Annotated in this window: 17 protein-coding genes; 10 read left to right on the top strand and 7 right to left on the bottom strand. The window is 70.8% G+C overall.

Features of this window, described 5'->3' with window-relative positions; genetic code table 11:
- Positions 1-26: 26 nt before the first annotated feature.
- A complete protein-coding gene (locus ElP_RS36545) occupies positions 27-797 on the top strand; it encodes a tyrosine-type recombinase/integrase (protein WP_231749935.1) in 771 nt (256 codons plus the stop codon).
- A 191-nt stretch (positions 798-988) separates the two neighbouring features.
- Here the strand turns inward: ElP_RS36545 and ElP_RS36540 are convergent, their stop codons facing one another.
- The 5 genes from ElP_RS36540 to ElP_RS36520 all read right to left on the bottom strand — a co-directional run bounded on the left by ElP_RS36540 (position 989) and on the right by ElP_RS36520 (position 10,054).
- Positions 989-2,524 (bottom strand): delta-60 repeat domain-containing protein, encoded by a 1,536-nt coding sequence (locus ElP_RS36540; RefSeq protein WP_145279741.1) that lies wholly within the window; start codon positions 2,522-2,524, stop codon positions 989-991.
- A 120-nt stretch (positions 2,525-2,644) separates the two neighbouring features.
- The gene (locus ElP_RS36535; protein ID WP_145279739.1) at positions 2,645-5,890 is read right to left on the bottom strand and encodes a serine/threonine-protein kinase; all 3,246 of its coding nucleotides are present in this window, start codon (positions 5,888-5,890) and stop codon (positions 2,645-2,647) included.
- 66 nt (positions 5,891-5,956) lie between these two features.
- The gene (locus ElP_RS36530; RefSeq protein WP_145279737.1) at positions 5,957-6,553 is read right to left on the bottom strand and encodes an ECF-type sigma factor; all 597 of its coding nucleotides are present in this window, start codon (positions 6,551-6,553) and stop codon (positions 5,957-5,959) included.
- A gap of 704 nt (positions 6,554-7,257) precedes the next feature.
- A complete protein-coding gene (locus ElP_RS36525; RefSeq protein WP_197447215.1) occupies positions 7,258-8,658 on the bottom strand; it encodes a DNA methyltransferase in 1,401 nt (466 codons plus the stop codon).
- A gap of 535 nt (positions 8,659-9,193) precedes the next feature.
- A complete protein-coding gene (locus tag ElP_RS36520) occupies positions 9,194-10,054 on the bottom strand; it encodes a Uma2 family endonuclease (RefSeq protein ID WP_197447214.1) in 861 nt (286 codons plus the stop codon).
- 256 nt (positions 10,055-10,310) lie between these two features.
- Between ElP_RS36520 and ElP_RS36515 the strand changes: the two genes are divergently transcribed.
- From ElP_RS36515 to ElP_RS36475, 9 genes are all read left to right on the top strand, one after another.
- A complete protein-coding gene (locus ElP_RS36515; protein WP_145279731.1) occupies positions 10,311-10,775 on the top strand; it encodes an excisionase family DNA-binding protein in 465 nt (154 codons plus the stop codon).
- 79 nt (positions 10,776-10,854) lie between these two features.
- Positions 10,855-11,031, top strand: coding sequence for a hypothetical protein (locus ElP_RS39180; protein ID WP_197447213.1), 177 nt, complete (start codon positions 10,855-10,857; stop codon positions 11,029-11,031).
- A 382-nt stretch (positions 11,032-11,413) separates the two neighbouring features.
- A complete protein-coding gene (locus tag ElP_RS36510) occupies positions 11,414-12,967 on the top strand; it encodes a dockerin type I domain-containing protein (protein ID WP_145279729.1) in 1,554 nt (517 codons plus the stop codon).
- 256 nt (positions 12,968-13,223) lie between these two features.
- Positions 13,224-15,401 (top strand): right-handed parallel beta-helix repeat-containing protein, encoded by a 2,178-nt coding sequence (locus tag ElP_RS40895; RefSeq protein ID WP_145279727.1) that lies wholly within the window; start codon positions 13,224-13,226, stop codon positions 15,399-15,401.
- 343 nt (positions 15,402-15,744) lie between these two features.
- Positions 15,745-16,692, top strand: a complete 948-nt coding sequence (locus ElP_RS36500; RefSeq protein WP_145279717.1) for a DUF5996 family protein — start codon at positions 15,745-15,747, stop codon at positions 16,690-16,692.
- A 559-nt stretch (positions 16,693-17,251) separates the two neighbouring features.
- On the top strand, positions 17,252-19,744 hold the full coding sequence (locus ElP_RS36490; protein WP_197447212.1) for a serine/threonine-protein kinase: 2,493 nt from the start codon (positions 17,252-17,254) through the stop codon (positions 19,742-19,744).
- 24 nt (positions 19,745-19,768) lie between these two features.
- Positions 19,769-20,086 carry a hypothetical protein gene (locus ElP_RS36485; RefSeq protein ID WP_145279715.1) on the top strand — a complete coding sequence of 106 codons (318 nt, stop codon included), beginning with the start codon at positions 19,769-19,771 and terminating at the stop codon, positions 20,084-20,086.
- A gap of 585 nt (positions 20,087-20,671) precedes the next feature.
- Complete coding sequence (locus ElP_RS36480) at positions 20,672-20,968, top strand: AbrB/MazE/SpoVT family DNA-binding domain-containing protein (protein ID WP_145279714.1); 297 nt, start codon at positions 20,672-20,674, stop codon at positions 20,966-20,968.
- Positions 20,969-20,971: 3 nt separating this feature from the next.
- Positions 20,972-21,397 (top strand): PIN domain-containing protein, encoded by a 426-nt coding sequence (locus ElP_RS36475; RefSeq protein WP_145279713.1) that lies wholly within the window; start codon positions 20,972-20,974, stop codon positions 21,395-21,397.
- A 237-nt stretch (positions 21,398-21,634) separates the two neighbouring features.
- Here ElP_RS36475 and ElP_RS36470 read toward each other — a convergent pair whose 3' ends face one another.
- Entirely contained in the window at positions 21,635-23,110 is a 1,476-nt protein-coding gene (locus ElP_RS36470; protein ID WP_145279712.1) for a hypothetical protein, read from the bottom strand.
- 42 nt (positions 23,111-23,152) lie between these two features.
- A complete protein-coding gene (locus tag ElP_RS36465) occupies positions 23,153-23,680 on the bottom strand; it encodes a hypothetical protein (RefSeq protein WP_145279711.1) in 528 nt (175 codons plus the stop codon).
- Positions 23,681-23,745 lie beyond the last annotated feature (65 nt).

The following is a 23,745-nucleotide window of genomic DNA, read 5'->3' as shown; positions in this document are numbered from 1 at the left end:
TGGCCCTGCGGAACTACACCCACGCCGTGCGCGACTTCCTCGGCTGGTGCGACCACCCCGACCGGCAGCTTCCGCTCGTCCGGATCACCCCCGGCCACGTCGGCGACTACCTCGCCGGCCTTCAGCTTGCGACCCCGACCAAGAAGCTCCGCCTCGCGGCCCTGAGGAAGTTCTTCGACGTCCTGGTCGTCCGCCACGTCGTCATCCTCAATCCGGCCGCCTCGGTTCGGGCCGAGCGCTACTCGACCGTCGAGGGCAAGACGCCCGAGATCGGCACCAAGCAGGCCCGCGACCTGCTGAAGTCGATCGACGCGTCGGACATCGTGGGCATGAGGGATCGGGCGATCATCGCCGTGCTGATCTACACCGCCGCCCGGGTGGGCGCCGTGGCCAAGCTGACCCTCAAGGGCCTCCGGCACGACGGGACGCAGTATTCCCTGCGGTTCGCCGAGAAGGGCGGCAAGGCGCGGGAGATCCCCGTGCGCCACGACCTGGAGCGACTCCTGCTCGCCTACATCGAGGCCGCCGGGATCACCGAGAGCCCCCTCTTCCGGCCGGCGTTCCGCCGCACGAAGAAGCTGACCGCCAAGGCGATGAGCGGCATCGACATCTGCCGGATGATGAAGCGGCGGCTGAGGGCGGCGGGCCTGCCGGGGCAGTTCTCGCCCCACTCGTTCCGCGTGGCGACGGTCACCGACCTGCTGGAGCAGAACTACCGCTGGAGGACGTGCAGCACCTGGCCGGCCACGCCGACCCGCGGACCACCCGGCTCTACGACCGCCGGCGACGGAAGGTGACGCGGAACATCGTGGAGCGGATCTCGATCTGATCGGCATCATACCGGCCTTGGAATAGCGACCGGACACCGACCGACGGCCTCCGGAAGTCACACCGCCCGAGGGCTCGCGGGAGCCGCCCGGGCGATGGCCATGAGGCGGAATGTGGAAGCGGACCGGGGAGTCGCCGGCTACCGACCTCCCGCGGGTCATCACCGAGCGGCGATGGTGCCGGGCCGCTTCCTCTTCGGGGACTGGATCCAGTCGGATGCCAGGATCGTGAGGTCGCCCTTGGTGGCCGAGGACGCGCCCTCCAACGAGGGCGCGCCGAAGGATGAGAGGCTCGTCATGTCGTCGCCATGGAAGCGGGTGATGAGGAAGTCGCCCTCCGAAGTGCTCTTGTTGGCCGAGCGGTACCAGGTGCCGACGGCGACGATCCGGCCATCGGGTTGCAGGGCGACTCCGGCGAACTCATCGCGCGTCGTGGAGAAGTTCTGCAAGGCCACCCCGCCGGTGCCGAAGGTCGGATCGAGCGTCCCTTGCGGCGTCAGGCGGGCGATCAAGGCGTGTTCCACGTTGACGTTGCGGTCGCCCAGATAGCCACCGACGACGACGATGCGGCCGTCGGGCATGAGGGCCATGCCGCCCGAGTACTCGTAGGGCCCGACATCGACGCGGGCCATGCCTGCCGTGCCGAAGCTCGAGTCGGGCGTGCCATCGCCGAGGACGCGGAACAGGCCGATGTCGCTATTCTGGCCGTCATCCACGGTGCCCTGGGCCAGGATGGAGCCGTCATCGGGCCGGATGAGCAGGTTCTCCCAGCCCCGCCCACCCAGGGGGGTCGTCGAGGTGACGAAGCCTCCGGTACCGAAGGCGTCGCCGGGGGTCGTGTCACTGGCCGTGCCGTCATCCACGGAGCCGTCGCCGTTGAACCGCCCAAGCGTCGCCCCGCTCCGGTCGCCCTGGACGACGATCTTACCGTCGGCCTGGATCGCCACGTTCAGGAAGGACGCCGCGTCGGGGCTGACGGCATGGCCACCGGCCCCGAACGAGGTGTCTTGCGATCCGTCGGGGTTGAGGCGCAACAGCACGCCATCGTAGTCGCCCGCCCCGACGTACGCCCTGCCCGAGACGACGATCTTACCGTCCGCCTGCACTGCGACACCCAGCGCCTCGTCGTACTTATTCTGCAAGTCGCCGGGGGAATCGCCGCCGTAGGTGCTAATGCCCAGCTCGACGACCCCACCGACCCCGAACGTGGGGTCGAGGGAGCCGTTGGCGTTGTACCGCACGATCAACATGTCGTTGTTGTAGACGTAGCTGCGACGGTTGACCTGGACGCCGTTGTCGATCCCGCCCACGATGACGATCTTGCCATCGCCCTGGACCGCCATGCCGCCATAGGTCTGCCTGGTCCCGAAGGTGGAAAGGGCCCGGCCTCCGGTCCCGAACGTGGTGTCGAGCGCGCCGTCCGGACCGAGCCTGGTCAGGCCGAATCGGTCCGGGTAGGACGTCCCGGCCACGAGGATCTTACCGTCTCCCAGGATGGCCACGTCGTGCGCGTAATCGTAGTTCGTCTCCTTCGCATCGGTGACCGGGCTGACGGTCGTCCAACCGCCCGTGCTGAAGGAGAGGTCGAGGTCGCCTGCGGAGAGGAACTGACGCCCCTCGAGCGACTCGGCCTGGGGGCGAAGGGCAAAACGCCGACGCGGGCCGGTCTTCCTGGCGTCCGAAGCGGATCGGGTCATGGGACAGCTCCTTGATGGCAGGGGTGGTGATAATCACGGCGCGCAGGACGTCCGCCCGCCGTGCAGCGGGGCCTCGGGCCCGCGACGGTCGCGTCTCCTCCGGTCACACCGGAAATCGATTCACATTTCTTCGGACCTGGACTCGTCACCTGGGTCCCGAGCGGCTCCGGTCGGCTCGTCCATCCCCAGGAGGGATGCCGCCTCCTCGGTCAGAGACTGCGGCGTGTCGCTCATCCAATGCTCCGTGCTCGCGGCCCGGGCTCGCTCGAAGTATCCTCGGGCCACCTCCATCTCACCTTTGCTCGCATGGGCCGCGGCCAAGAGCGTGAATTCAAGCGGAGTTGTTAATCGCCCCTTGATCTCTTTGGCCTCCTCCACGGCCTGGATTGCCCCATCCCCATCACCAGCGCGATACCGCGCCAGCCCCAGGGCCTTCCAGAGCTCGGCCTCTCCGGGGTGACGTTCCAGGTACCCTTCCGCGACCCGGACGGCGCGAACCGGATCGCGCACCTCCGTCAGGTCGCTGGCGGCGAGTTCGGTCACAAGTTGAACGATGACGGTCCCGGTCGCGTTCATCGCCCCACATCGTTCGGCTTCGTTGAGCATCGCCCGGGCCCGATCGAGGTAGGCGTCGGCGACCTCCTCTCGACGCTCCAGTGCGAGCTCGGGATCGTTCCGAGCAACCGTGAGGCAATCACGGAGGGTGAGATAGGCATTGAACGCGGTCCTGCCCTGATTCGAGTTGGGAATCCCTCCGTGCCACATCTCGTGGGCGTCCTCGGCCGCTGCCTCATGATCGCCGAGCTTGAGCCGTGCCTCGGCACGTCGCCGGAGTGTGTCCTGGAGTCGGTCTCCATACCTCGAATTCCCGACCGAGGCTGCCAGGGCACTCCTGAGGTCCGAGACTGCTCGGTCGATCAATTCAAGGACCTGTGCCCAATTCCCCCCCTTCCCTAGGGCGGAGGCGACGCTACCCAAAGAAAAGCTGACATCGGCTCGATGCTCCGGCACATCCGGATACTGGGCGAGGATCTGCTCGCGGATGGCGAGGCAACGTCGGTGGACGTCGAGGGCCTCGTCGAGCCGCCCGGCGTGCATCAAGGCATACCCCAGGTTGTTCAAAGTTCCGGCCCGGAACGACCTGTAGCGGACCACGTGGGGGTATGCCTCCACAAGCTGCTCGGACACGGCGTCCCCCTGCTGGAAGGCGGCCCTGGCGTCGTCGAGACGTTCGGCTTCGTGATCTTGCCGGCCCAGGTTCATGAGGAGCACACCCAGGTTGTTCCAGCCGAGAGCTAGGACTGCCCGATATTCCGCCTTGGCCGGCTTTTCGGCCACCGGCGACTCGATGATGGCGACCGCCCGTCGGAGCAGCTCCTCAGCCTCGGCCGGGCGCCCGAACGCTTCGGAGAACTTCGCATTCTCGATCAGGGCGAGTGCCATTTCGTGGCGTGCCCCGGGATCATTCGGGGTTTCCTTGAGCCGCTGCCCGGCGACCTCGAACGCTCGATCAGCTTCTCTCTTGGCCGCATTTCCCCAGCCCTTGGCGATGAGAACTTCCGAGAGGAGGTAGTGATGCCAGTAGAGGAGGCTCAGTTCCTCGGATTCAATCCGATCCGCCCCAGCTCTTCGTAGTTCTCCGTGAATCGCGATGGCTCGGCGATGGGTGGATTCCGCCTCCACGATCCGGCCTGCCTCCCCCTGAAGCTGAGCGAGGCTCCCGAGGGCTTCCGAGAGGCTTCGCCGATATTCCGGCCGGTCGGGAATCTCACCTGCAAGCGCCGTGAGGCGAGCGACGGCCCGCTCCGAGCTCGACAACGCTTCCAGCGTCTGTCCGAAGGCACGCTGGATCTGGCCGACCCGCTCCAGGGCCTGAGCAGCTTTGTGTCGGTCCTCGGGATCGGCCGCCGGTTCGGCGGCGAACCGTGTGTAGAACCTCAAAGCCTTTTCGAGGAACTGACGCTGGAGGGGCGTCATCTGCTCTCGGTCGGCCAGCCACTCCTCGGCCACCTCGGTGTACATCTCGTCGACGGCCTGACGGGCGAGGACGAGGCGTTCCTCGGCCTTACTCCGCTCCCGGGCGATGGCGAGCAGGCCTGCGGTGAGCCCGAGGACTCCGAGCACCAGTGAGGCGGCCAGCGAAGACCCGATACCGAAGGCGAGCCGATTCCGCCTGGCGAACTTGCCGAGCCGGTACCACGCCGAGGGCGGGCACGCCTCCACCGGCCGGTCGGTCAAGTAGCGCAACACGTCGGCGGCGAAGTCGTTGGCCGTCTCATAGCGACGTCGACGGTCCTTCTCCAGGGCCTTCATCACCACCCAGTCCAACTCGCTCCGCAGTGACAGGACGAGCCGCCTCGGGTCGGCCTTCCGCTTGGCCGAGGCGGTCGAGAGCGTCACGCCGAGCGAGCTGAGTCGCGTGCTGGGCCGCGGCGGCTCCTCCTCGCAGATGATCCGCCGCATCTCGTCGAAGGCGGCCCGCCGGAGCGACTCGCTGTCGAAGGGCGTCGTCCCGGTCAGCAACTCATAGAGCAGAACCCCGAGGGAGTAGATGTCGCTCCGGGTATCGACGTCGACGCCCGTGAGGGCCGCCTGCTCGGGGCTCATGTACAGCGGCGTGCCGATGAGCTGGTGGAAGCAGGTGAAGAGGGAGCGATCGGTCAGCGCCGGGCCGGTCGCCTTGGCGACGCCGAAGTCGATGACCTTCGGCACGGCCTCCCCGTCGATGACGGTGACCAGGATGTTGGAGGGCTTCAGGTCGCGGTGGATGACCCCCTTCTGGTGGGCGTGCTGCACGGCCCGGCAGACCAGGACGAATAGCTCCAACCGGTCGCGGATGGAGAGCTGCTCCCCATCGCAGTACTCCGTGATCTGGATGCCCCGGACCAGCTCCATGACGAAGTAGGGGCGGCCCGAGGCGGTCATCCCCGCGTCGATGACGCGGGCGATGTTGGGGTGGTCCATCAGCGCCAGCGCCTGCCGCTCCGCCTCGAACCGGGCGACGACCTGCTCGGTGTCCATGCCCGGCTTGATGACCTTCAGGGCCACGCGACGGCGGACCGGCTCGAGCTGCTCGGCGACGTAGACGACACCCATGCCGCCCTCCCCGATCTGCTCCATCAGCCGGTACGGGCCGATGACGGTGCCCTCCAAGGGATTCGGCGCCTCGACCGTGAGCGTCGGCGTCGACGCGGGGGGCTCGAGGAAGCCGCTCGCCCGGGCATCCAGGGCGAGGAGATGCTCGACGTGGCGACGCAACTCGGGATCGCCGCAGACCTCGTCCAGGTAGGATGAACGGGCCTCCGCCCCTTCGATCTCGAGGGCCGCCAGGAAGATCTCCTCGGCATTCGGAGCAGTCTGGTGCATGGCCAACACCCCCGTCGCCGCACGTCCTTCCCCATAGGGCAATGCGTAAAACGAGGCCGGAGCGCTTCACGGCCCGGTCGGTCCTCGCCGGATTTCTTGCGGCCCCCCCTCTCCTCCCAGCTGATTGAGCAGCCAGACCCTGGCGTATCGCCAGTGGCGGTGGGCCGTGGTGCGGGAGATACCCAGCGCCTGCGCCGCCTCCTCCTCGGAGAGGCCGGCGAAGTAGCGGAGCTTCACGAGCTGGGCCTTGACCGGGTCCTCGGCCTCAAGCCTCGCGAGCGCCTCATCGAGGGCCAGGAGGTCCTCCGAGGGGGCCGGGGCCGCGATGTCGACGTCATCGAACTCCCGGCGGGCCATCCGGCCGCCGTGCTTCTCCGCCCGCTTGCGGCGGGCGTTGTCGACGAGAATGCGGCGTATGGCCTCGGCCGCCGCGGCGAAGAAGTGCCCCCGGCTATCCCAGCGCCGGACCGCCTCCCCATCGACGAGCCGGAGGTAGGCCTCATGCACCAGCGCCGTGGCCTGGAGCGTCTGCCCCGCCTTCTCCTGGGCGAGCCTCTGCTTCGCGAGCCGCCGGAGCTCTCCGTAGACGAGCGGCAGGAGTTCACCGGCGGCCTTGGGGTCGCCCTGCTCGATGGCCGAGAGGATGCGTGTCACGTCGTTCATGGGCGCCGGTCACCGCAGGCCGGAGGCACCCGGATTCTCGGCCGTGCTCGGTCATCCTGGCCGAATCTCTCCGCAGCACGGCTTCCGGGAGGATGGAGTGGTCCTTCTCCAGGTTAATCGCCATGCATGGGGGGAGATAGGTCTTATGGGGACGTCGGTGCCCTGCTTCGAGATGGCCCGCTGTCGAGTCCTTCACCCTCGGTGGCGGTTCGCTGAAAGGCGATGCGGGATGGTGCCAGATAGCTCCAGAGGAACCGTGCCAGATAGCGGCTCTCCCGCACTCTCGGTGCTCCGGCCCCCCGTGCGTCTGGAAAGTCCTGCGATTTGCCGGGATTTCAGGGACGGTCTGGGCCGGAGGCGGACCTCCGTCACCGAGAGTGCGGGAGAGCCCAGATAGCGGACAACTTAACACCCGTCCCTCGGAAGCAGGCCGTGGGCCCGCCGCTGCGTCGGGGGCGGGCGGCAGGGCGAAATCCTCCCGGATCGCCTGTACCAGGTAGGCGGCCGGCCCCTTGGGCTCCTCGGGCCGAGCAGCCCGCACCCGGTCCATTGCGTCAATCCGGGCCCGGATGCGGCCTTCGGGGGAGGCCCGGACCAGTCCCTCGGCCACCAGCCGCGTCACTCCCCGATCGACCAGTTCCTCCGCCAGCCCCATCGGCTCAGGTCGTGGTACCGGCCGGCGAGGATGGTGTCCGGGGCTCAGGTCACCTTGGAGCGTTCGCGGGCGATCCGCTCGACTCGCCCCTCGGGGTCGCCTTGCCAGCCAGCCGTGCCCGCGCCAGGGCGACCGCCCCCGGGTCGCAATCGAAGCCGATCGACCTCATCCCCACCCGCCCGGCGCAGACCAGCGTCGTCCCGCTGCCGCAGCAGGGGTCCAGGACCACCGAGCCCGGCCCGGCCAGCCGATGCAGCCAGTACAGGCACTCCTGCTCCGGCTGCTCCCACTCGTGGAGCGCCTTGACCCGGCCGCCCCCCTCCCACGAATCCGGGATCGCCCCGGCGAACTTGGCCCGCCCCTTGCCGAAGACGAGGATCGGCTTCCACTTGTTGATTGCGTTCACCTGATAGTTCCGCGACGAGAGCCCCGAATACCGGACGCTGAACGTCCAGAAATACGCCAGGCCGGCGCCGCAGAGTTGCGGGAGCACCCGGTCGAGGTAGGCGACCCCGCAGTAGGTCGCCAGCACGCCGCCGGGCCGGAGCACCCGGGCGGCGAGGCCCCCCAGGTCGGCCCACTGGCCGTCCTCGACCCAGGCCCGGGAGTACGGCGGGTCGGTCCAGATCGCATCGACGGTCGCGTCACCGATCCGCCCGCCCAGGTCCTGGAACCTCCCCGCCAGGACGCCGGGCTTGCCCTTTGCTGCGACGACCCGGGCGTCGGCCTGCTCCCGCCGCCGGCCCAGCAGGAGCTTCTCGGCGGCCCTCGGGGAGAGTTCCCGGCCGGGGGCGTCCTCGCCGAGGGCGTTGAGCAGCTCGGCGGCCCGGGAGGCGGTGACGGGCGTGGTGGCGTAGATGGCGGTCGGGCGGCGGAACGTCTTCCCATTCGCGGATGTGAAACTCCCTACCGGACGGCATCGTCCGGTTGACGAGAACTCACGTCTCCACACGCCGATCGTCGAGTGGGCGAGGCCGAAGATCGAGGCCAGCAGCCGGTCGCTCTGCGGCTTGCGCCTCATCTCGGCCAGTACGAGCCCCTTTAGGGTGGACCGGTCCATCTGCCGGCGGAGGCAGTTGGCCCGCAGACGGTGGTGCCGGCGGTCCTCCTCGGTGTCCAGCCCGGTGACCACCCGCCTCGGGTAGTGGCGGATCCCGAGTTCCCGGCAGATCATGACCCTGGCCCGCCCGTCCAGGACCTCCTCGGTGGCGGCGTCGATCTCGACGGGGACCTGGACCCCCCGCTTGCGGATACCTTCCCTCAGCGACTCATGCCCGTCGGCACTCAGCTCGGGGAGGACATCCGGCGAGGGGTTCGATCCGGGACGCGCCGGGGCATCCTGCTCGGCGTCGGGGGCCGGCCCGCTCCGAGACGACACGCCATCGGCGAGCTGACCCTTCTTCGGAGGCCCGCCGTCCCGGCCCGGCTTCTTCTTCGCGGCGATCACCATCGTAGGTCTCCGGTGGGTTCGGGCTGCCCCGAGGACGACCCGGCCTCCCGGCTCGATCGGCCCGACTCGCGGAGGGAGGGGGGAGGTGCCCTCGCCGTCCCGCCGTCGGGTCGCCCGGCCGCTCGGAGATGGTCCCGGCCCTGGTCCGTCGGGTCCCGGCCCCGGTCGGCCCGGCGACCCCGCGACGAGGACCATGTTGCCGGATCGCCGACGAGGCGGTCCAGACCCCGCCGGGTCATCCCCGGGGGAGGAGCCGTCGACTCGTCGGAGGGGGCGTGAGGGTCCGGCCCCCGTCCCCCTGCCCCGGCCGTCGGGTCGCCCGGCCGCGCGCCGTCCTCAGCGGCACGGGGGCGCCGGCAGCAGGTCGTCGACGACCGGCGAGGTCCGCAGGCCTCCCGGCCGCGCCACGGGAATCGTCCGGCCGGGGCCGTAGGCCTGGCGGCGGCGGTAGCCCGGCGCGCCGCCCCGGGTCGGGTCGGTGACGGCCTCGATCCGCCCGGCGGGGCGCGGCCGGCGGCGGCCATGCGGTCCGGGCTCAGGCGGGGCGGTTGGCCAGGTCCTCGCGGGCCCAACGCCGGGTCGCCTGCCCCCAGCGGTCGTCGTCCGGCGCATCCGACGTCGCCAGCACGGGCATCACGTCGGCCGCCCACAGGCCCGGCACGACATCGGATCGCCCCTGCTCGTCATACCGGCCGTCGCGGCCGAGCCGGAGGATGCACACCGCCTGGCCGTCGCAGCGCCACAGCTCCGGCACGCCCAGGCCGGCGTACAGCCGCTCGACATCGACCAGGGGTCGTCCGAGGGCGACCTCGATGGCCAGGTCCGGCGGCGGGTGCACGCCGAGGTCGACGGCCGGCACCCGCCGACTCGGGCCGCGGTCGACGTGGGCGACGTAGAAGGCGACCTCGGCGATCTTGCCACGGGCGGCGTCGGGCCGTGCCAGCGTCACTCGCCCGGTCCCGAAGGACGGCACGCCCGTGGCCTTCAAGGCGATGCCGACGAGGAGATCGAGCCGCCGGGCCAGTGCCAGGTGGCGGGGCGAGGGGCGCATCAGCTCCAGTTCGCCGTCGAGCCAGGCGACCCGGGGGTTGGTGGGGTTGCCGCCGAGGGCGGTGAGGCGGCCGAAGAGGGCGTGGTCGACGCCTCGGAGCCTGATGCGGTCCTCGGCACCTTCGGAGGGGGGCGGTGCCGGTGGCATCTCGGCGATCGACTCGCGCGTGGGGAAGCTCAGCAGCTCCATGTCGCCGTCGAGCCAGGCGAGCCGGGGGATGCGCTTGGGGCCGCGGGGGAGGGCGAGGATCCGGTCGATGAGATCCTCGTCGACGCCGCGCACCAGGATGCGGGTCTCCGGCTGGTCGGCCGGCGGCGGATCCCTCGGGTCGGTTCGGGTGGCCATGATGCTCCTCGGTTCGGCGTCGAGCGATCGAGCGACTCCCGGCGATGTCCGCGCCCGGCTGGCGGGAGGCCATCTCGCAGCTCGCCCGTGACGGGGACATTTGTCCAGTAGGACGTCACCAAGGACGGCGTTGCAGACAGTTCCCAACGCGCGAGGATGGGGGGCCGGGCGGCTTCGACTATTTCGAGTATTGCGTCCGTTGCGCGGATCCTCTACAATCGACCCGGGAGCCGATCCCCGTCCCCGGAGGTGGACCATGGCCCGCCGCAGCCCATCGAAGACCCCGGCCACCGCGCCGGCCGGCGAGGATGACCGCCTCCTCGCCGCCGAGGCCAGCCGCCGCCTGGCCGCGCCGCACGATCGACAGGCCCGCTTGCAGTTCGGGGCCGCCGGCCGCGACGCCGAGGTCGTCGACCTGCCCGCCGCCGCCCTGCCGCTGCTCCGCCAGCTCCTGGACGGCATCGCTGCCGGCGAGCCGGTGGCCGTCGTCGCCGGCGACGACGAGCTGTCTACCCAGCAGGCCGCCGACCTGCTGGGCGTCTCCCGGCCCTTCCTGGTCGGCCTGCTGGAGCGCGGCGCCATGCCGTTTCGCAAGGTCGGCGCCCACCGCCGCGTCCGGGCGTGCGACCTGGACCACTACCGTCGCCGGGAGGACGCCGAGCGGCTCAAGGCCCTCGGCGAGCTGTCCGCCCAGGCCCAGGAGCTGGGGCTGGGCTACTGATGAGCCCGCCGGTGGTCGTCTTCGACGTCTGCGTCCTCGACCCGGCGCCGCCGGCCTCTTCGATGCCGAGCCGGAGGGGGTGATCGCCGCAGTGTGGACTCAGCAGGCGCAGTTGAAGAGCCCGCCGGTGGGTGTCGAGGAGCTGCTGGGGACGCTGCACCGGCAGGACCTGGCGGTGACGGCGGCCCGGCTGCGGGCGGAGGCCGATCGCCTCGGAACGTTGTCCCGGGGGTTCGCCTCCTGCCTTGGATGGTGAGGTCGTCTCGCCATCCCGGGTGCGGTCGACCGCCGCCACGCCCCGGGAGCCTCACCTCCCATGGGGCGATCCCGGAGGGATCGACACGGTCTCGGGCGGGATGACCGCCCGGGTGGGCAAGTCGTGCGACAGCAATCCCATGCGATCATCCGGACGTCCACCCCGCCGGACATTAATGAAGGAAGACGAGTCGGCCTCATCACGTTCGAATAGCAAGTTTCGCGCCCCTGATCATCACAGTAAATTTTCCCGTGATGTGTCGCCCGGCCGCCGGGGAATCCGACTCGGGTGGCGTCGCGGGGGTTCCCCGTCGACCATCACCCCGCCGGATCGTCGGCCCGTGGCCGGGCCGCTCACCGACCTCCCCCGAGAGCCTGACACCATGAGAAACCCCTGCCCCGAGGGTCCGCGGCGACCCCGACGGGCCCTCGTCTGCATCGAGCCGCTCGAATCCCGGGCGCTGCTCTCGACCGTGATGGCCCCGTTCGCCTCCTTCCGGGGGCGGATCGACGGCCCGCGGGGCGCCCCGATCGAAGTCCGGGCGGGTCCGGGCGACTTCGGCCTCGCCGCCGGGGGACGGGTCATCCTCCGGGTCGAGGCCCGGGCCGCCGGCGACGGCACGCTCGACCCCGGGGCGACCCGGGTCGAGTCGCCGACCCCCGGAGGGGCGTGGACACTGACCCGCCGGGCCGACGCCCCCGGGGGCTCGGCCGGCGTCACGGTCGCCTCCGTCCGCCCCGGCGCCCTGCGGCTCCGCCCGGCCGCGGAGGGCGGGACGTCGGGCGACTTCGAGCTGGACGTCTCCCTCGCGGGGGACGTCGACGGCGACGGCCGCGTCGATCGGCCCGACCTGCTCGCCATCCGGGGGGCGCCGGGGCGTCCGCCCTCCTCCCCGGGCGAGGCGGGCGGGGCCGACGTCAACGGCGACGGCCGGGTCGGGCTGCTCGACCTGCTGATCGCCTCCCGGAACTTCGGGGCCACCACCGACCTCCGGCCCCTGGAGGACTCCGCCGGCATCGACCCGGCGGCGGACCCGGACGGCGACGGCCGGGTGGACGCCGACGAGGTCGACCTCGTCGGCCGGACCGCCCCGGGGGCCTCCGTCCGGCTGGACCTCGGGGGCGACGGGTCGTTCGAGCAGGAGCTGACGGCCGACGCCGATGGCCGATACCGGTTCACCGTCCCCCTGGCGGCCGGGGCCAATGTGTTCGCGGTCGAGGCGGCCGACACCTTCGGCCAGGTCGCCGAGGCCCGGATCACCGTGGATCGGGGCGCGGACGCCCCCCGCGTCTCGGCCTCCTTCGACTTCTCGGAGGGGGACGGGGGCTGGGAGGCCGGCTTTGCCGAACTGCCCTCGGAGCCGGACGAGGCCTACGAGCTGGAGTCCGGGATCCGCCCCCTGCCGTCCGAACTGGGCACTGACGGGACGGGCTACCTGCTCCAGGGCCACAACCGATCCGACGATGTCTTCATGTTCCTGAAGCGGAGCCTCGGGGCGGCCGACGGCGTCGTGCCCGGCCAGGCCTACGAGGTGAGGTTCACCATCAGGTTCGCCTCCGACGCGCCGAGCGGGGGGTTCGGGATCGGCGGCTCGCCCGGCGAGTCGGTCACCCTGAAGGCCGGCGCCGGGGCGGAGGAACCGGTGGCCGTCCCGCAGGACGACGGCTCCCTGGGGTTGAACGTGGACAAGGGCAACCAGACCGTCGGCGGCCCGGCGGCCTCGGTGGCGGGCACCATCGCCAACGGGGAGGAGCCGGTCGAGTCCGGCCCGCAGCCGTACGCCCCGGTGACGGTGGAGCACACCCACACGGTCCCCGCCCGGGCCGACTCCGATGGCGACCTCTGGCTGCTCGTCGGCACCGACTCGGGCTTCGAGGGCCTCACTGCGATCTACTACCGGCAGATCGACGTGGAACTCGTCCCCGTCTCGGGGTGATGCCCCGCCCTGCCTCGGTGTCATGACCACCCCGCCCCCGCGACTCTCCGGGGGCGGGGCCCCGGCGGATCGGGCCGGACGCCGGCCCGATCGCCCGAGACCCCGCTCGCCGATCGGATCGGCGAGGACGGGCCAGATGCGCCCGGGGGTCGCCGCCCGGCCCGATCCGAGGGTCGCGAGGGGCCGCGATCGCGGCCCCGGGGCCGGGCTCGTACGCACGATCGTCCGCAAGGATCCGCAATCGACGGAGCATGCCATGCCTCTCCTCAGGACGGACATCCTCGGCCGGGGACGACCGCGTCCGGCGCGAGCCGGCCGGCGTCGGTCGGCGCTCGGCTTCGACCGGATGGAGCCCCGGGCCCTGCTGAGCACCCTCACCGTCACCAGCGACCTCGACTCGGGGCCGGGCTCGCTCCGGCAGGCGATCGTCGACGCCGAGGACGGCGACACGATCGCCTTCGACGAGGCGCTCGCCGGCCGGGCCATCGTGCTGGCCGGCGGCGAGCTGGTCCTCGACGAGGACCTCACGATCGTCGGCCTGGGCGCCGACCTGCTGGCCGTCGACGGGGCGGGCCGGTCTCGGGCCTTCCGGGTGACCGCGGGCGCCGAGGTCACGATCGAGGACCTGGCGATCATCAACGGGGCCGCCGGGGTCGGCGGCGGGATCCTCGTCGACGGGGGCGCATTGACGCTCGTCGATTCGCTGCTGGGCGGCAACCGGGCCGTCGGCGGCGAGCCCGGGGCCGACGGCCTGGGCGGGGCCGTCGCCGTCATGGGCGAGGGCGCCTCGCTGGCCGTCGACACGAGCACCTTCCTCTTCAACCGGGCCGAGGGCGCCCGGGGCCCGGACGGCGGCGATGACTTCTCCAACGGCACGGGGGGCTCCGGGCTGGGGGGCGCCATCTTCGCCGGGGCGGGCACGACCACCCGCGTCGTCGACGGGTTCTTCGGGGGCAACCTCGCCCTCGGGGGCCGGGGCGGCGACGGCGGGACGGGGGTGGCCAACGGCTTCGGCGGGCTCGGCGGGGGCGGCGGCATCGCGGTCGTCGGCGCCGGGGCCTCGCTGGTCGTCGAGGGGGGCCAGTTCATCGACTCCGAGGCGCGGGGCGGCGACGGCGGGGCCGGGGCCGACCTGGCCAACGGGATCGGCGGCCAGGGGGCCGGCGGCGCCATCCGGGTCTTCGGGGACTTCGGCGAGGCGTCGCTGGAGGTCGAGGGGACCTCGTTCCTCAACTGCCGGGCCATCGGCGGCGACGGCATCGACGGCGGCCCGCTGACGGCCCAGAACGGCGACGGCGGCTCGGGCACGGGGGGCGCCGTCGACGCCCAGGGCGCGGCCGTCACCCTGACCAACGGCGAGTTCCTCGGCAACGAGGCCGTCGGGGGCGCCGGTGGCGAGGGCGAGGACGGCGCCTTGCGGGCCGGCCAGGGGGGGATCGCCCTCGGGGGCGCCGTGCTGACGGCGACCGGATCGCTGACGGTCTCCGGAGGCGTCTTCGAGGGGAACCGCGCCCTCGGCGGCGGGGGCGGCGCCGGCGGGCGCGGCACCGACGGCGGCCTCGGCGGCGAGGGCTGGGCCGGGGCCCTCTTCTCGGACTACATGGAGGTGACGATCGCCGGCGCCGAGCTGATCCGCAACGAGGCCCTCGGCGGTGCCGGCGGGCTGGGCGGCCTCGGCGGCGACGGGGGGATCGGCGGCGAGGCCCGGGGCGGGGCCCTGCTGGTGAGCGGGTCGGTCAGCGGCCCGATGACGGTCTCGTCCTCGTCCTTCGTCCGCAACCGGGCCGTCGGCGGCCGGGGCGGTGACGGCGGCCGGGGCGGCGACGGCGGCCTCGGCGGCGATTCGACCGGCGGCGGGCTCTATTACCAGGGGACCGACCAGGCGCCCCTCTCCCTGATCGACGCCGCCCTGGAGAACAACGAGGCCGTCGGGGGCGACGGGGGCGACGGCGGTCGTGCGGGCGACGGCGGCGACGGGGGCACGGCCCGGGGCGGCGGCCTCGCAGCCTTCGGGCCGCCCCGGCTCAAGCCGCTCGACGACGGCGACGACGACGGGGACGACTTCCCCTACGGCCGGGTGAGGATCGAGGGGAGCCTCGTCCGGTCGAACCTCGCCGGCGGCGGCGGCGGGGGCGACGGCGGCCTGGCGGGCGACGGTGGGGACGGCGGCGACGCCCTCGGCGGCGGCCTCTTCGTCCACGAGGACGCGAAGCTCCGGGCGGTCGACACCCTCATCACCGCCAACGTCTCCGGGCGTGGCCTCTTCGGCTACGGCGGCCACGGCGGCCGGGCCGGCACCTACGGCGAGGGCGCCGGCGGCGGCCTCTCCCTCGGCGGGCCGGGCTCTTGCCTCGGCGAGGACACCAAGGTGGCCGCCAACGTCGCGAGCGATCGCGACCCGGAGATCTCGGGACCGATCGGGATGTGCTCCTGAGCGGGATCCGGCCGCCCGCGGCCCGGCCACGGGCCGCGGGCGAGCCGGCATGGGTGTGCCGGCCGCGGCCGGTCCGCGACGTCGACTCCGAGGGCGTGGAGGGGCTTCAGGAGCCGGGGCAGTCTGGTGCGACCGGAGGAGACTGCCCATCGACCGGGTCCGTTCGACGTCACGTCGTGCGCCGGCGGAGCTGACCCGTCGGCCGAGCCTGGACCCCAACCAGGCCGAGCGATAGGCTGTGGTGGTTCGGATCACCCTCGGTCGGCTGTCGGTCTCCGGCCGCGTTGTGCCGGCGCCCCCCTCTCACGAGACGGCCATCCCATCCATCCCGAGACCAGACCGCATGGATCACCAGCCCCGGTCCCTGAGTTCCGATTGGCCCGCCCTGCCTTATCGGGACTGGGCGACGACCGCCTCGGCCCTCCACCTCTGGACCCAGGTCGTCGGCAAGATCCGCCTGGTCCAGGCCCCCTGGACCAACCACTCCTGGCACGTCCCGCTGTACCTGTCGGCCCGGGGCCTGACGACCTCGCCGATCCCCTACGGCGGGGCCATCTTCGAGCTAACCTTCGACTTCCTCGACCAGGAGTTGGTGATCCAGTCGGCGGCCGGCGATCGGCGTGCCGTCCCGCTGCGGAGCCAGTCCGTGGCGGAGTTCTACCGGGCGGTGATGGACGGGACCCGTGCGATCGGGGTCGACGTGCCCATCTCTACCGTGCCGAGCGAGCTGGCCGACGGCATCCCCTTCGAGGAGGACACCGAGCACCGGGAATACGACCCCCGGGCCGCGACGAGGTTCTGGCGGGCTCTGCTCCAGATGGACCGGGTCTTCAAGGAGTTCCGGGCGCGGTTCATCGGCAAGGCCAGTCCGGTGCATTTCTTCTGGGGCAGCTTCGACCTGGCCGTCACGCGGTTCTCCGGCCGGGCCGCGCCGCCGCACCCGGCGGGCATCCCGAACCTCCCGGACTGGGTCGCCCGGGAGGCCTACTCGCACGAGGTCAGCAGCGCCGGGTTCTGGCCGGGGGGCCCGTCGAGCGACGCGGTGTTCTACTCGTACGCCTACCCGCCTCCCGACGGCTTCGCCGCCGCCCCCGTCCGCCCGGCCGGAGCCCGTTGGGATGATCAGCTCGGGGAGTTCGTGCTCCCCTACGAGGCGGTCCGGACCTCGACCTCGCCGGACGAGACGCTGCTGGAGTTCCTCCAGAGCACCTATGAGGCGGCCGCCGACCGGGCCTCCTGGGACCGAGCGGGGCTGGAGCGTGTCCTGCCGCCCCTCAATCGACACGGCTGAGGGGGGTCGCGATCAGCCCGGTGGGCACGACTGCCTCGGACGCCGCACCGGGTCAGCAGGAGTCCGGGTTTGGGAGATCAGGTCGGCCGGCGTCTCATGGCGGACGCCGGTCACTGTGGGTCGGGATGCCGCCGGCGTCCTTGAGTCGCCCCGGGGCCGCGACGCGGCCCCGGTCGCGGCGAGGGGCCGCAGCCGCCCCCCAGATGTACCGGGAGACGCAAGGGAAGTCGATGAGCCGGAAGACGGCGTGCCGCTCGAGGTCCCGGGGCCTGGCATCACGTGAGGGGCGTGCTGTACGGATGGGGTCATCCGAGCCGCCGCGGCGCGACGTCCGACCACCGTTGGGTCGCAGCCATCGGACGGCCAGTGAGGACCGCTCACCGATGACCTCGTTTTCTGCCCGCAGAGACGCAGTCTGCGCCAGGACGAGGGGGCGGGCCGTCGCGGATGCGTCCGTCGAGCCGTCATGCGATAATCCAGGCGGTGTGTGGTCACCGGGACCCGGCCCCGAGGGCGGGGTCGGACGGGCCGGGCGGCCGGCACCGATCGGAGCCGCGCCATGGCCGCCGCCGACCGCGACCTCCTCTTCGGCCTGCTCGCCCTCCAGAATGGGCTGATCGACCAAGGCCAGCTGGTTGCCGCCTTCCAGGCCTGGACGCGCGACAAGGCCCGCTCGCTGGCCGAGCACCTGATCGACCGCGGCGACCTCGACGCTGAGGCACGCTCGGGCGTCGAGGCGATGGTCGCCCTGCACCTGAAGCAACACGCCAGCGACGCGGAGAAGAGCCTCGCCTCGCTGCCCGTCGGACGCTCCACCCGCGAGCGGCTCGAGGCCCTCAAGGACCCGGACCTGACGGCCACCATCGCCCACGTCGGCAGCGGCTCCGGCCCCTCCGAGGCCGACGCCGAGGCCACGACGACCTTCGCCGTCGGCTCGACCACTGCCGACGGCCAGCGCTTCCGTGTCCTGCGGCCGCACGCCCGCGGCGGCCTAGGGGCGGTCTTCGTGGCGCTGGACGGGGAGCTCAACCGCGAGGTGGCGCTGAAGCGCATCCTCGACCACCACGCCGACGACCCGACCAGCCGCCAGCGCTTTCTGCTGGAGGCCGAGATCACCGGGGGCCTGGAGCACCCGGGCATCGTCCCGGTCTACGGCCTGGGCGCGCATGCCGACGGCCGCCCCTACTACGCCATGCGGCTCATCCGCGGCGACAGCCTCAAGGACGCCATCGAGCGGTTCTATTCCGACGGGCGGGCGGAGGCCGATGCCGGCGTCCGGTCGCTGGCCTTGCGCAAGTTGCTGCGTCGGTTCCTGGACGTCTGCAACGCCATCGGGTACGCCCACAGCCGGGGCGTGCTGCACCGGGACATCAAGCCGGGCAACGTCGTCGTCGGCAAGCACGGCGAGACCCTGGTCGTCGACTGGGGCCTGGCCAAGCCGACCGGCCGGTCGGACCCATCGTCGTGTGAGAGAACGCTGATGCCGTTCTCAGCCAGCGGCTCGGCCGAGACGCTGCCCGGCAGCGCCCTGGGTACGCCGGCCTACATGAGCCCCGAGCAGGCCGCCGGCGACCTGGACCAGTTCGGACCGGCCATTGACGTCTACTCGCTCGGCGCCACGCTCTATTGCCTACTCACGGGCAAGGCCCCGTTCGAGGGGGATGATCCCGGCGCCGTCCTCCGGCGCGTGCAGCAGGGCGACTTTCCGCCACCACGTCAGCTCGACCCGTCGACCGACAAGGCCTTGGAAGCCGTCTGCCTGAAGGCCATGGCCTTGAATCCAGCGGATCGCTATCCGACGGCCCGGGCCCTGGCCGAGGACCTCGACCGCTGGCTGGCCGACGAGCCGGTGACGGCCTGGCGCGAATCGATCTCCCTCCGGGCACGGCGGTGGGCGCGGCGGAATCGCACGGTGGCGGCGGCCGCGACCGTGGCGCTGGTCGTCGGTCTGGTCGGGTTGGCGGCCGTCGCGGCCGTCCAGGCGCGGGCCAACGGCCAGCTGCGGCTGGCCAACTGGGCGACGAACCTGGCGTTGGTGGCCACCAGGAAGGCGCAGGCCGAGACCGCCGCGGCACTGGATCAGTCGGAGGAATCCCGCGAGCAGGCCGAGGCGGCCGTCGACTTCCTGGTGGAAGCGTTCCGCAGTCCGGACCCCTGGCTGGACGGTCGTCAGGTGAAGATCGCTGACGTCCTCGACCGGGCCGCTGAGCGGCTCGATAAGGAATTCGCCGGCTCCCAGGTAACCCGGGGGAAGCTGCTCGACGCGCTGGGTCTGACGTTCCAGGGGCTGGGCCTGTATGTCAAGGCAGTGGACCTCCACTCGAAGGCACGCGATGCCTGCGTGTCCGCTTTGGGCCCCCAGGATCCATACACCCTACTCGTCTGCAACAATCTTGCCCATGCCTATATATTCGCAGGGCGTCTGGACGAGGCGATCCCCCTGACCGAAACGACGCTGGCAGTCCGAGAGGAGAAATTCGGCCCGGAGCACGAGGACACGCTCGTCAGCCGCGCAAATCTTGCGCTGGCCTACCAGATGACCGGACGGACGGCCGAGTCAATCCCCTTGTTCAGGGGGACGCTCAAGACCATGGAATCAACGCTGGGCCCCGATCACGACGGCACGCTGGCCGTCCGCAACGATCTGGCCAATGCCCTCATGGTCGCCGGAATCACCGAGGAGGCGGCCCGATTGTTTAGGTTGACGCTCGAACTCCGGGAGGCGAAGCGCGGGCCTGACCACCCGGATACGCTCGTCAGCCGCGCGAACCTCGCCTGGGCCTACCAGGAGACCGGACGGACGGCCGAGGCGATCCCGCTGTACGAGGAGACCCTCGAGACGATGGAAGCGAAGCCGGACTTGGGCCCCGACCACCACTACACCCTCTGGTGCCGCTCCAGCCTCGCCACGGCATTCGCGTCGGTCCGGAACTGGGAAACGGCCGAGCGCCTGTTCCAAGAAACGGTGGATCGGCGCCGCAGCGTCGATAAGCCGGACAGTCCCTTCCTGGCGGGTGACCTCGCCGAACTCGGACGACTCTTGCTCCGGTAGGAAAAGTGGTCGGAGGCCGAACCGATGCTCCGCGAGTGCCTGGCCATCCGTACGAAAGCGACGCCCGACGACTGGACGCGGTACGACGCGACGGGTCTGCTCGGCGGGTCTCTGCTAGGCCAGGGCCAGTACGGGGAGGCCGAGCCGATGGTGGTCCGCGGCTACCGGGGGATGAAGGAACGCGAGTCGCAAATCACCGTACCAGACCGATACCGGCTGCGGGAGTCGGCCATGAGGGTGATCCGCCTCTATGAGGCGTGGGACAAGCCCAAGGACGCGACGGAGTGGAAAGCGAGGCTGGGCATCCCCGACCTGCCCACAGAGGTCTTCGCCCGGCCTTGAGCCTCCGGACCGGGTCTCCTCATAATTGATCTTCCGCTCGCGCGGTGCGAGGTCAGAACACACTGGGACTGCGACCCCTGCGGCCCCATGCCGAGTGCGTTTCCCGCCCCCAAAGACGCACCTGCTGTCGATCCCGCGGAAATCCCAGGGGATTGTTGCCCACGCCGCTGCCGAACGGTCCGGAATCGGCACGGAACGGGCTCGTTTCTGCGGAGGATCATCCGTCCTCGATCATGGCGGATCCACCGACATCGCAACGAGAAGCGTCGAGCTCACCGCACGGCGGGGCGCCCAACGGCCGCGCCTCCGCTCACGGTCCACGCAGCCGGATCGCCTCCCGCATCGCCCTCCGAGACAAACGGGGCCGGGTGTGCCGGGCGGACTTCGCCCACTCCCGACTCCGCGGGGGGCCTTGATCGCGGTCCGGGGCATGAGGACAATATCCTCATCGCCCGATTCTCAGGCATTCGGGCATTCCTCACCTCGGACCCGGGTCGACCTCATATGCCCCCGGCCAAGAACGCCGGCTCGAGACGCAACCCCCCGACGTCGACGACGCGGCCGCCGGCCGACGAGGGGCCGCCCATGGCCCCCGAGCCCAGCCGCGTGGGCAAGCGGGGCGCCGTGGTCATCCCCGCGGCGCTTCGCCGCCGCTACGGCATCGAGGAGGGCTCGCTCGTCGTCGCCGAGGCCCGCGAGGGCGGCATCCTCATCCGCCCGGCGGTGGTCCTCCCCGTCGAGGTCTACACCCCCGAGCGCAAGGCCCAGTTCCTCCTCTCCAACGCCGTCGACGCGGACGACTACGCCGCGGCGCGCCGGGCCGTGCAGGCGATGGGCCTGGACCCCGACGCGGTCCCCCACTACAAGCCCGACGGCGCCTGAGCCGTGGACCGCGTGTTCCTCGACGCCAACGTGCTCTTCGCCGCCGCCTGGCGCCCCGACGCCGCCCTGAGGAGGCTCTGGGGACTCGAGGAAATCGAGCTGCTATCGTCGGGCTACGCCGCCGATGAGGCCCGGCGGAATTTGGAGGAGCCGGCGCAGCGTGGTCGGCTGACGCGGCTGCTGCGGCGGGTCCGGCTGGTCGAGGCCGAGCACTTCACGCTGCCGCGTGGGGTCCGGCTGCCGGAGAAGGACGTGCCGGTGCTGCTAGCGGCGATCGACGGCGGGGCGACGCACCTGCTGACTGGCGATCGGGAGCACTTCGGGGCCTACTACGGCCAGCGGGTGGCGGGTGTCTTGATCCTCCCCCCTGCGGAGTATCCGCCCCTGGGCCCGTCTCCTGGGACGGAGACCTCTCCGGCGGGAGCTTGATCAAGCCCCCATCGAAGAGGACCCGATCGGCCCAGGTCGCGGGGTACTGACCTCGGTGCTTCGCGATCTGCCCCAATTGACGCAGGCGAGTGCAAGATTATTGGCCAGCGCGGGGGACGGGCTACGGCCCGACCCGGTCTCCGACGGCCGCCCGGCGTGACCCTGGGGCCACGCCAGGCGGCCGGACTGTTCCCGAAGGTACCCGAGGTTCTGCACGTCCAACAGGCCGTCGGATGATCAATCCAGGGGCCAGCTCTTAATCCGCTCACCGTAGAGCTTCTCAAGGCTGGCCAGGTCGCGGATTTCCATCGACCCGTTCTCGAAGAAGACGATGAATTTGTCGCCGACGTTGGGGTTGCCGAGCACCACCTCTCCCTTGATGACCTTCCAGTGCTCGTCGTTGGCCCCGTGCTGGAAGAGGTTCAGGGCCGAGTCGACCGCGGCGTTGATCCGGGCGATGAACGGCGACGGGGCCGTCTTGTCGCCCGTCGATCGCGGGATCCACTTGCCGGGGACCACAGTCGACTCGTCGTAGACGCCCATGAGGTCGTAATCGCTGTAGAACCGGTTGCCCTGCGTGTCCTCGATGAAGCTGGCCTTATGCAGGTTACCCTGCGCATCCCTGGCGCTCCCTTCCCGGAGCACATAGCCCGTATCCTTGCCGCCCTGCCCCTGTCCGAATATGCGCCCGTCGTCGGCGACGACAAACTCGGTCCGCTTGCCGGCCGCGTCGACGAGCGTGCCGTCGGGCGACTTGCCGCCGGTGACCAGGCCTAGCTCCTTGTGCGACTTGAACGACAGGCTGTCCGGCTTCGGCAGGTACCGGCCCTTCTCGTGGACCTGCCCCTGCCACTTCAGGCTATTCTTGTTCGACGCACGCACAACGATCATCGACTGCTCGGAGCGTGCGAACTTCTTGAGGGCCGTGGCGTGCTTCGCCTGTATGCCCGCCTCGACCAGCTGGTCGGGGAGCCCCTTGATGGCCTTCAAACCCTTTTCGGCGACCTCAGCCACGGACTGCGCTCCCTCCGATTCAAGCTTCTGGACCACCTTGGCGTCGAGCTTGGCCACCTGCTTGCCCTTCGGCCCGAATGGCACCAGCTCGCCCAGCTTGCCGAACAGGCGGCCGGCGCCCATCGCGAGGACGTCGAGCAGCACGGCGGCCCCCTCGACGACCGCGCCTTGCACGTCGCCCTCCTTGGCGTATATGTATGTGTTTCCGGCGCTCATGAAGAACCCGATCCCGGGCACCGCCATGCCGAAGAGGCCCTCGGCGTCCTCCTTGGAGATTCGGGAGGCCTCGCCGATCCCCTTGATGGCCTCATACGTCCGGAGCTTCCGGAGCTGCTCGACCTCCCGGGCCCGGTCCTTCTCCGCCTGGTAGACGACATACGCCTCACGCCACTTGTCCAGCGCGGACTGGCCCTCGCGCCTCGTGGCGTCCACCTTCCGGAAGAGATTGGCGTCCAGCTTCTCGTCCAGGGGCACCGTTTTCGGCTCGCTCCGCGGGCCCTCCTTGACCGTGATGCGAGCCCCCCATTTGGCCGCCGTCGCCTTCGTCACGCTCTCGGGGAGGCGGAGCCCTTGCTCGATCTTCAGGCCTTGCGAGGTGATCGTCTCAAACGACCGGGTCCAGACCTGGCTCCTCAACGCCTGGATCTTCAACTCGGAGCCCATCGCCTCGCGCAAGGTGCCGACGGCCTTGGGGTACACGATCGACCAGGTTCCGCCGGCGCCGAGTTAGATATCAATGAATTAATCATGTATAAAATTATGATTACCGAAAGCTTCTCGGTTGCGATTCTGCCGCTCAAATTGTTGCTGGAGCGTGACCCCATACTCTTCTTGGTACCATTGGGGGAACACTCGATAAGCCTCCATTATGTCCGTCTGCCGCGCGATCTCCCGGCCGACCCGCGCGTCGAAGTCGGGCCTGGTCTCCCCGTTGTCGTCGATAGGCTGGTCTGCTGAGTTGAACTTCTGGAACGTCACCTCGACCTCGGTCTCGCCATCGTAGGTTTCGATCATGTCGAGCCCGAGGACGTACCCGTCGTCGTCCGCGTACAGCCCAGCCGAGGCCATGACGTATTCCAGCGGGAATCCCCGCCTCTGCTCCGCCGCAGAGGGCTCGTAGACGATTGGGGTCGCCGTCCCGCCCCTGTCGGCCCCGCTCCCGCCGGCCTCGCCCCCCTCCTTGGCCGGGTCGTAGCGTTCGTCGTAGAAGATAGGCCAAGGGCCGGGCGGAATGAGCGGTTTCGTGATGGACACTTTGCGCTTCTGCATCCATCCCCGCTCTTCATCCTTGATCTCGACGGTGAAGGTGTTCTCCCATCTCCTCGTGCCTCAAA

It is taken from the genome of Tautonia plasticadhaerens (assembly GCF_007752535.1).
GTDB classification, from domain to species: Bacteria; Planctomycetota; Planctomycetia; order Isosphaerales; family Isosphaeraceae; genus Tautonia; species Tautonia plasticadhaerens.
This window is presented reverse-complemented; position numbering and strand designations above follow the sequence as displayed.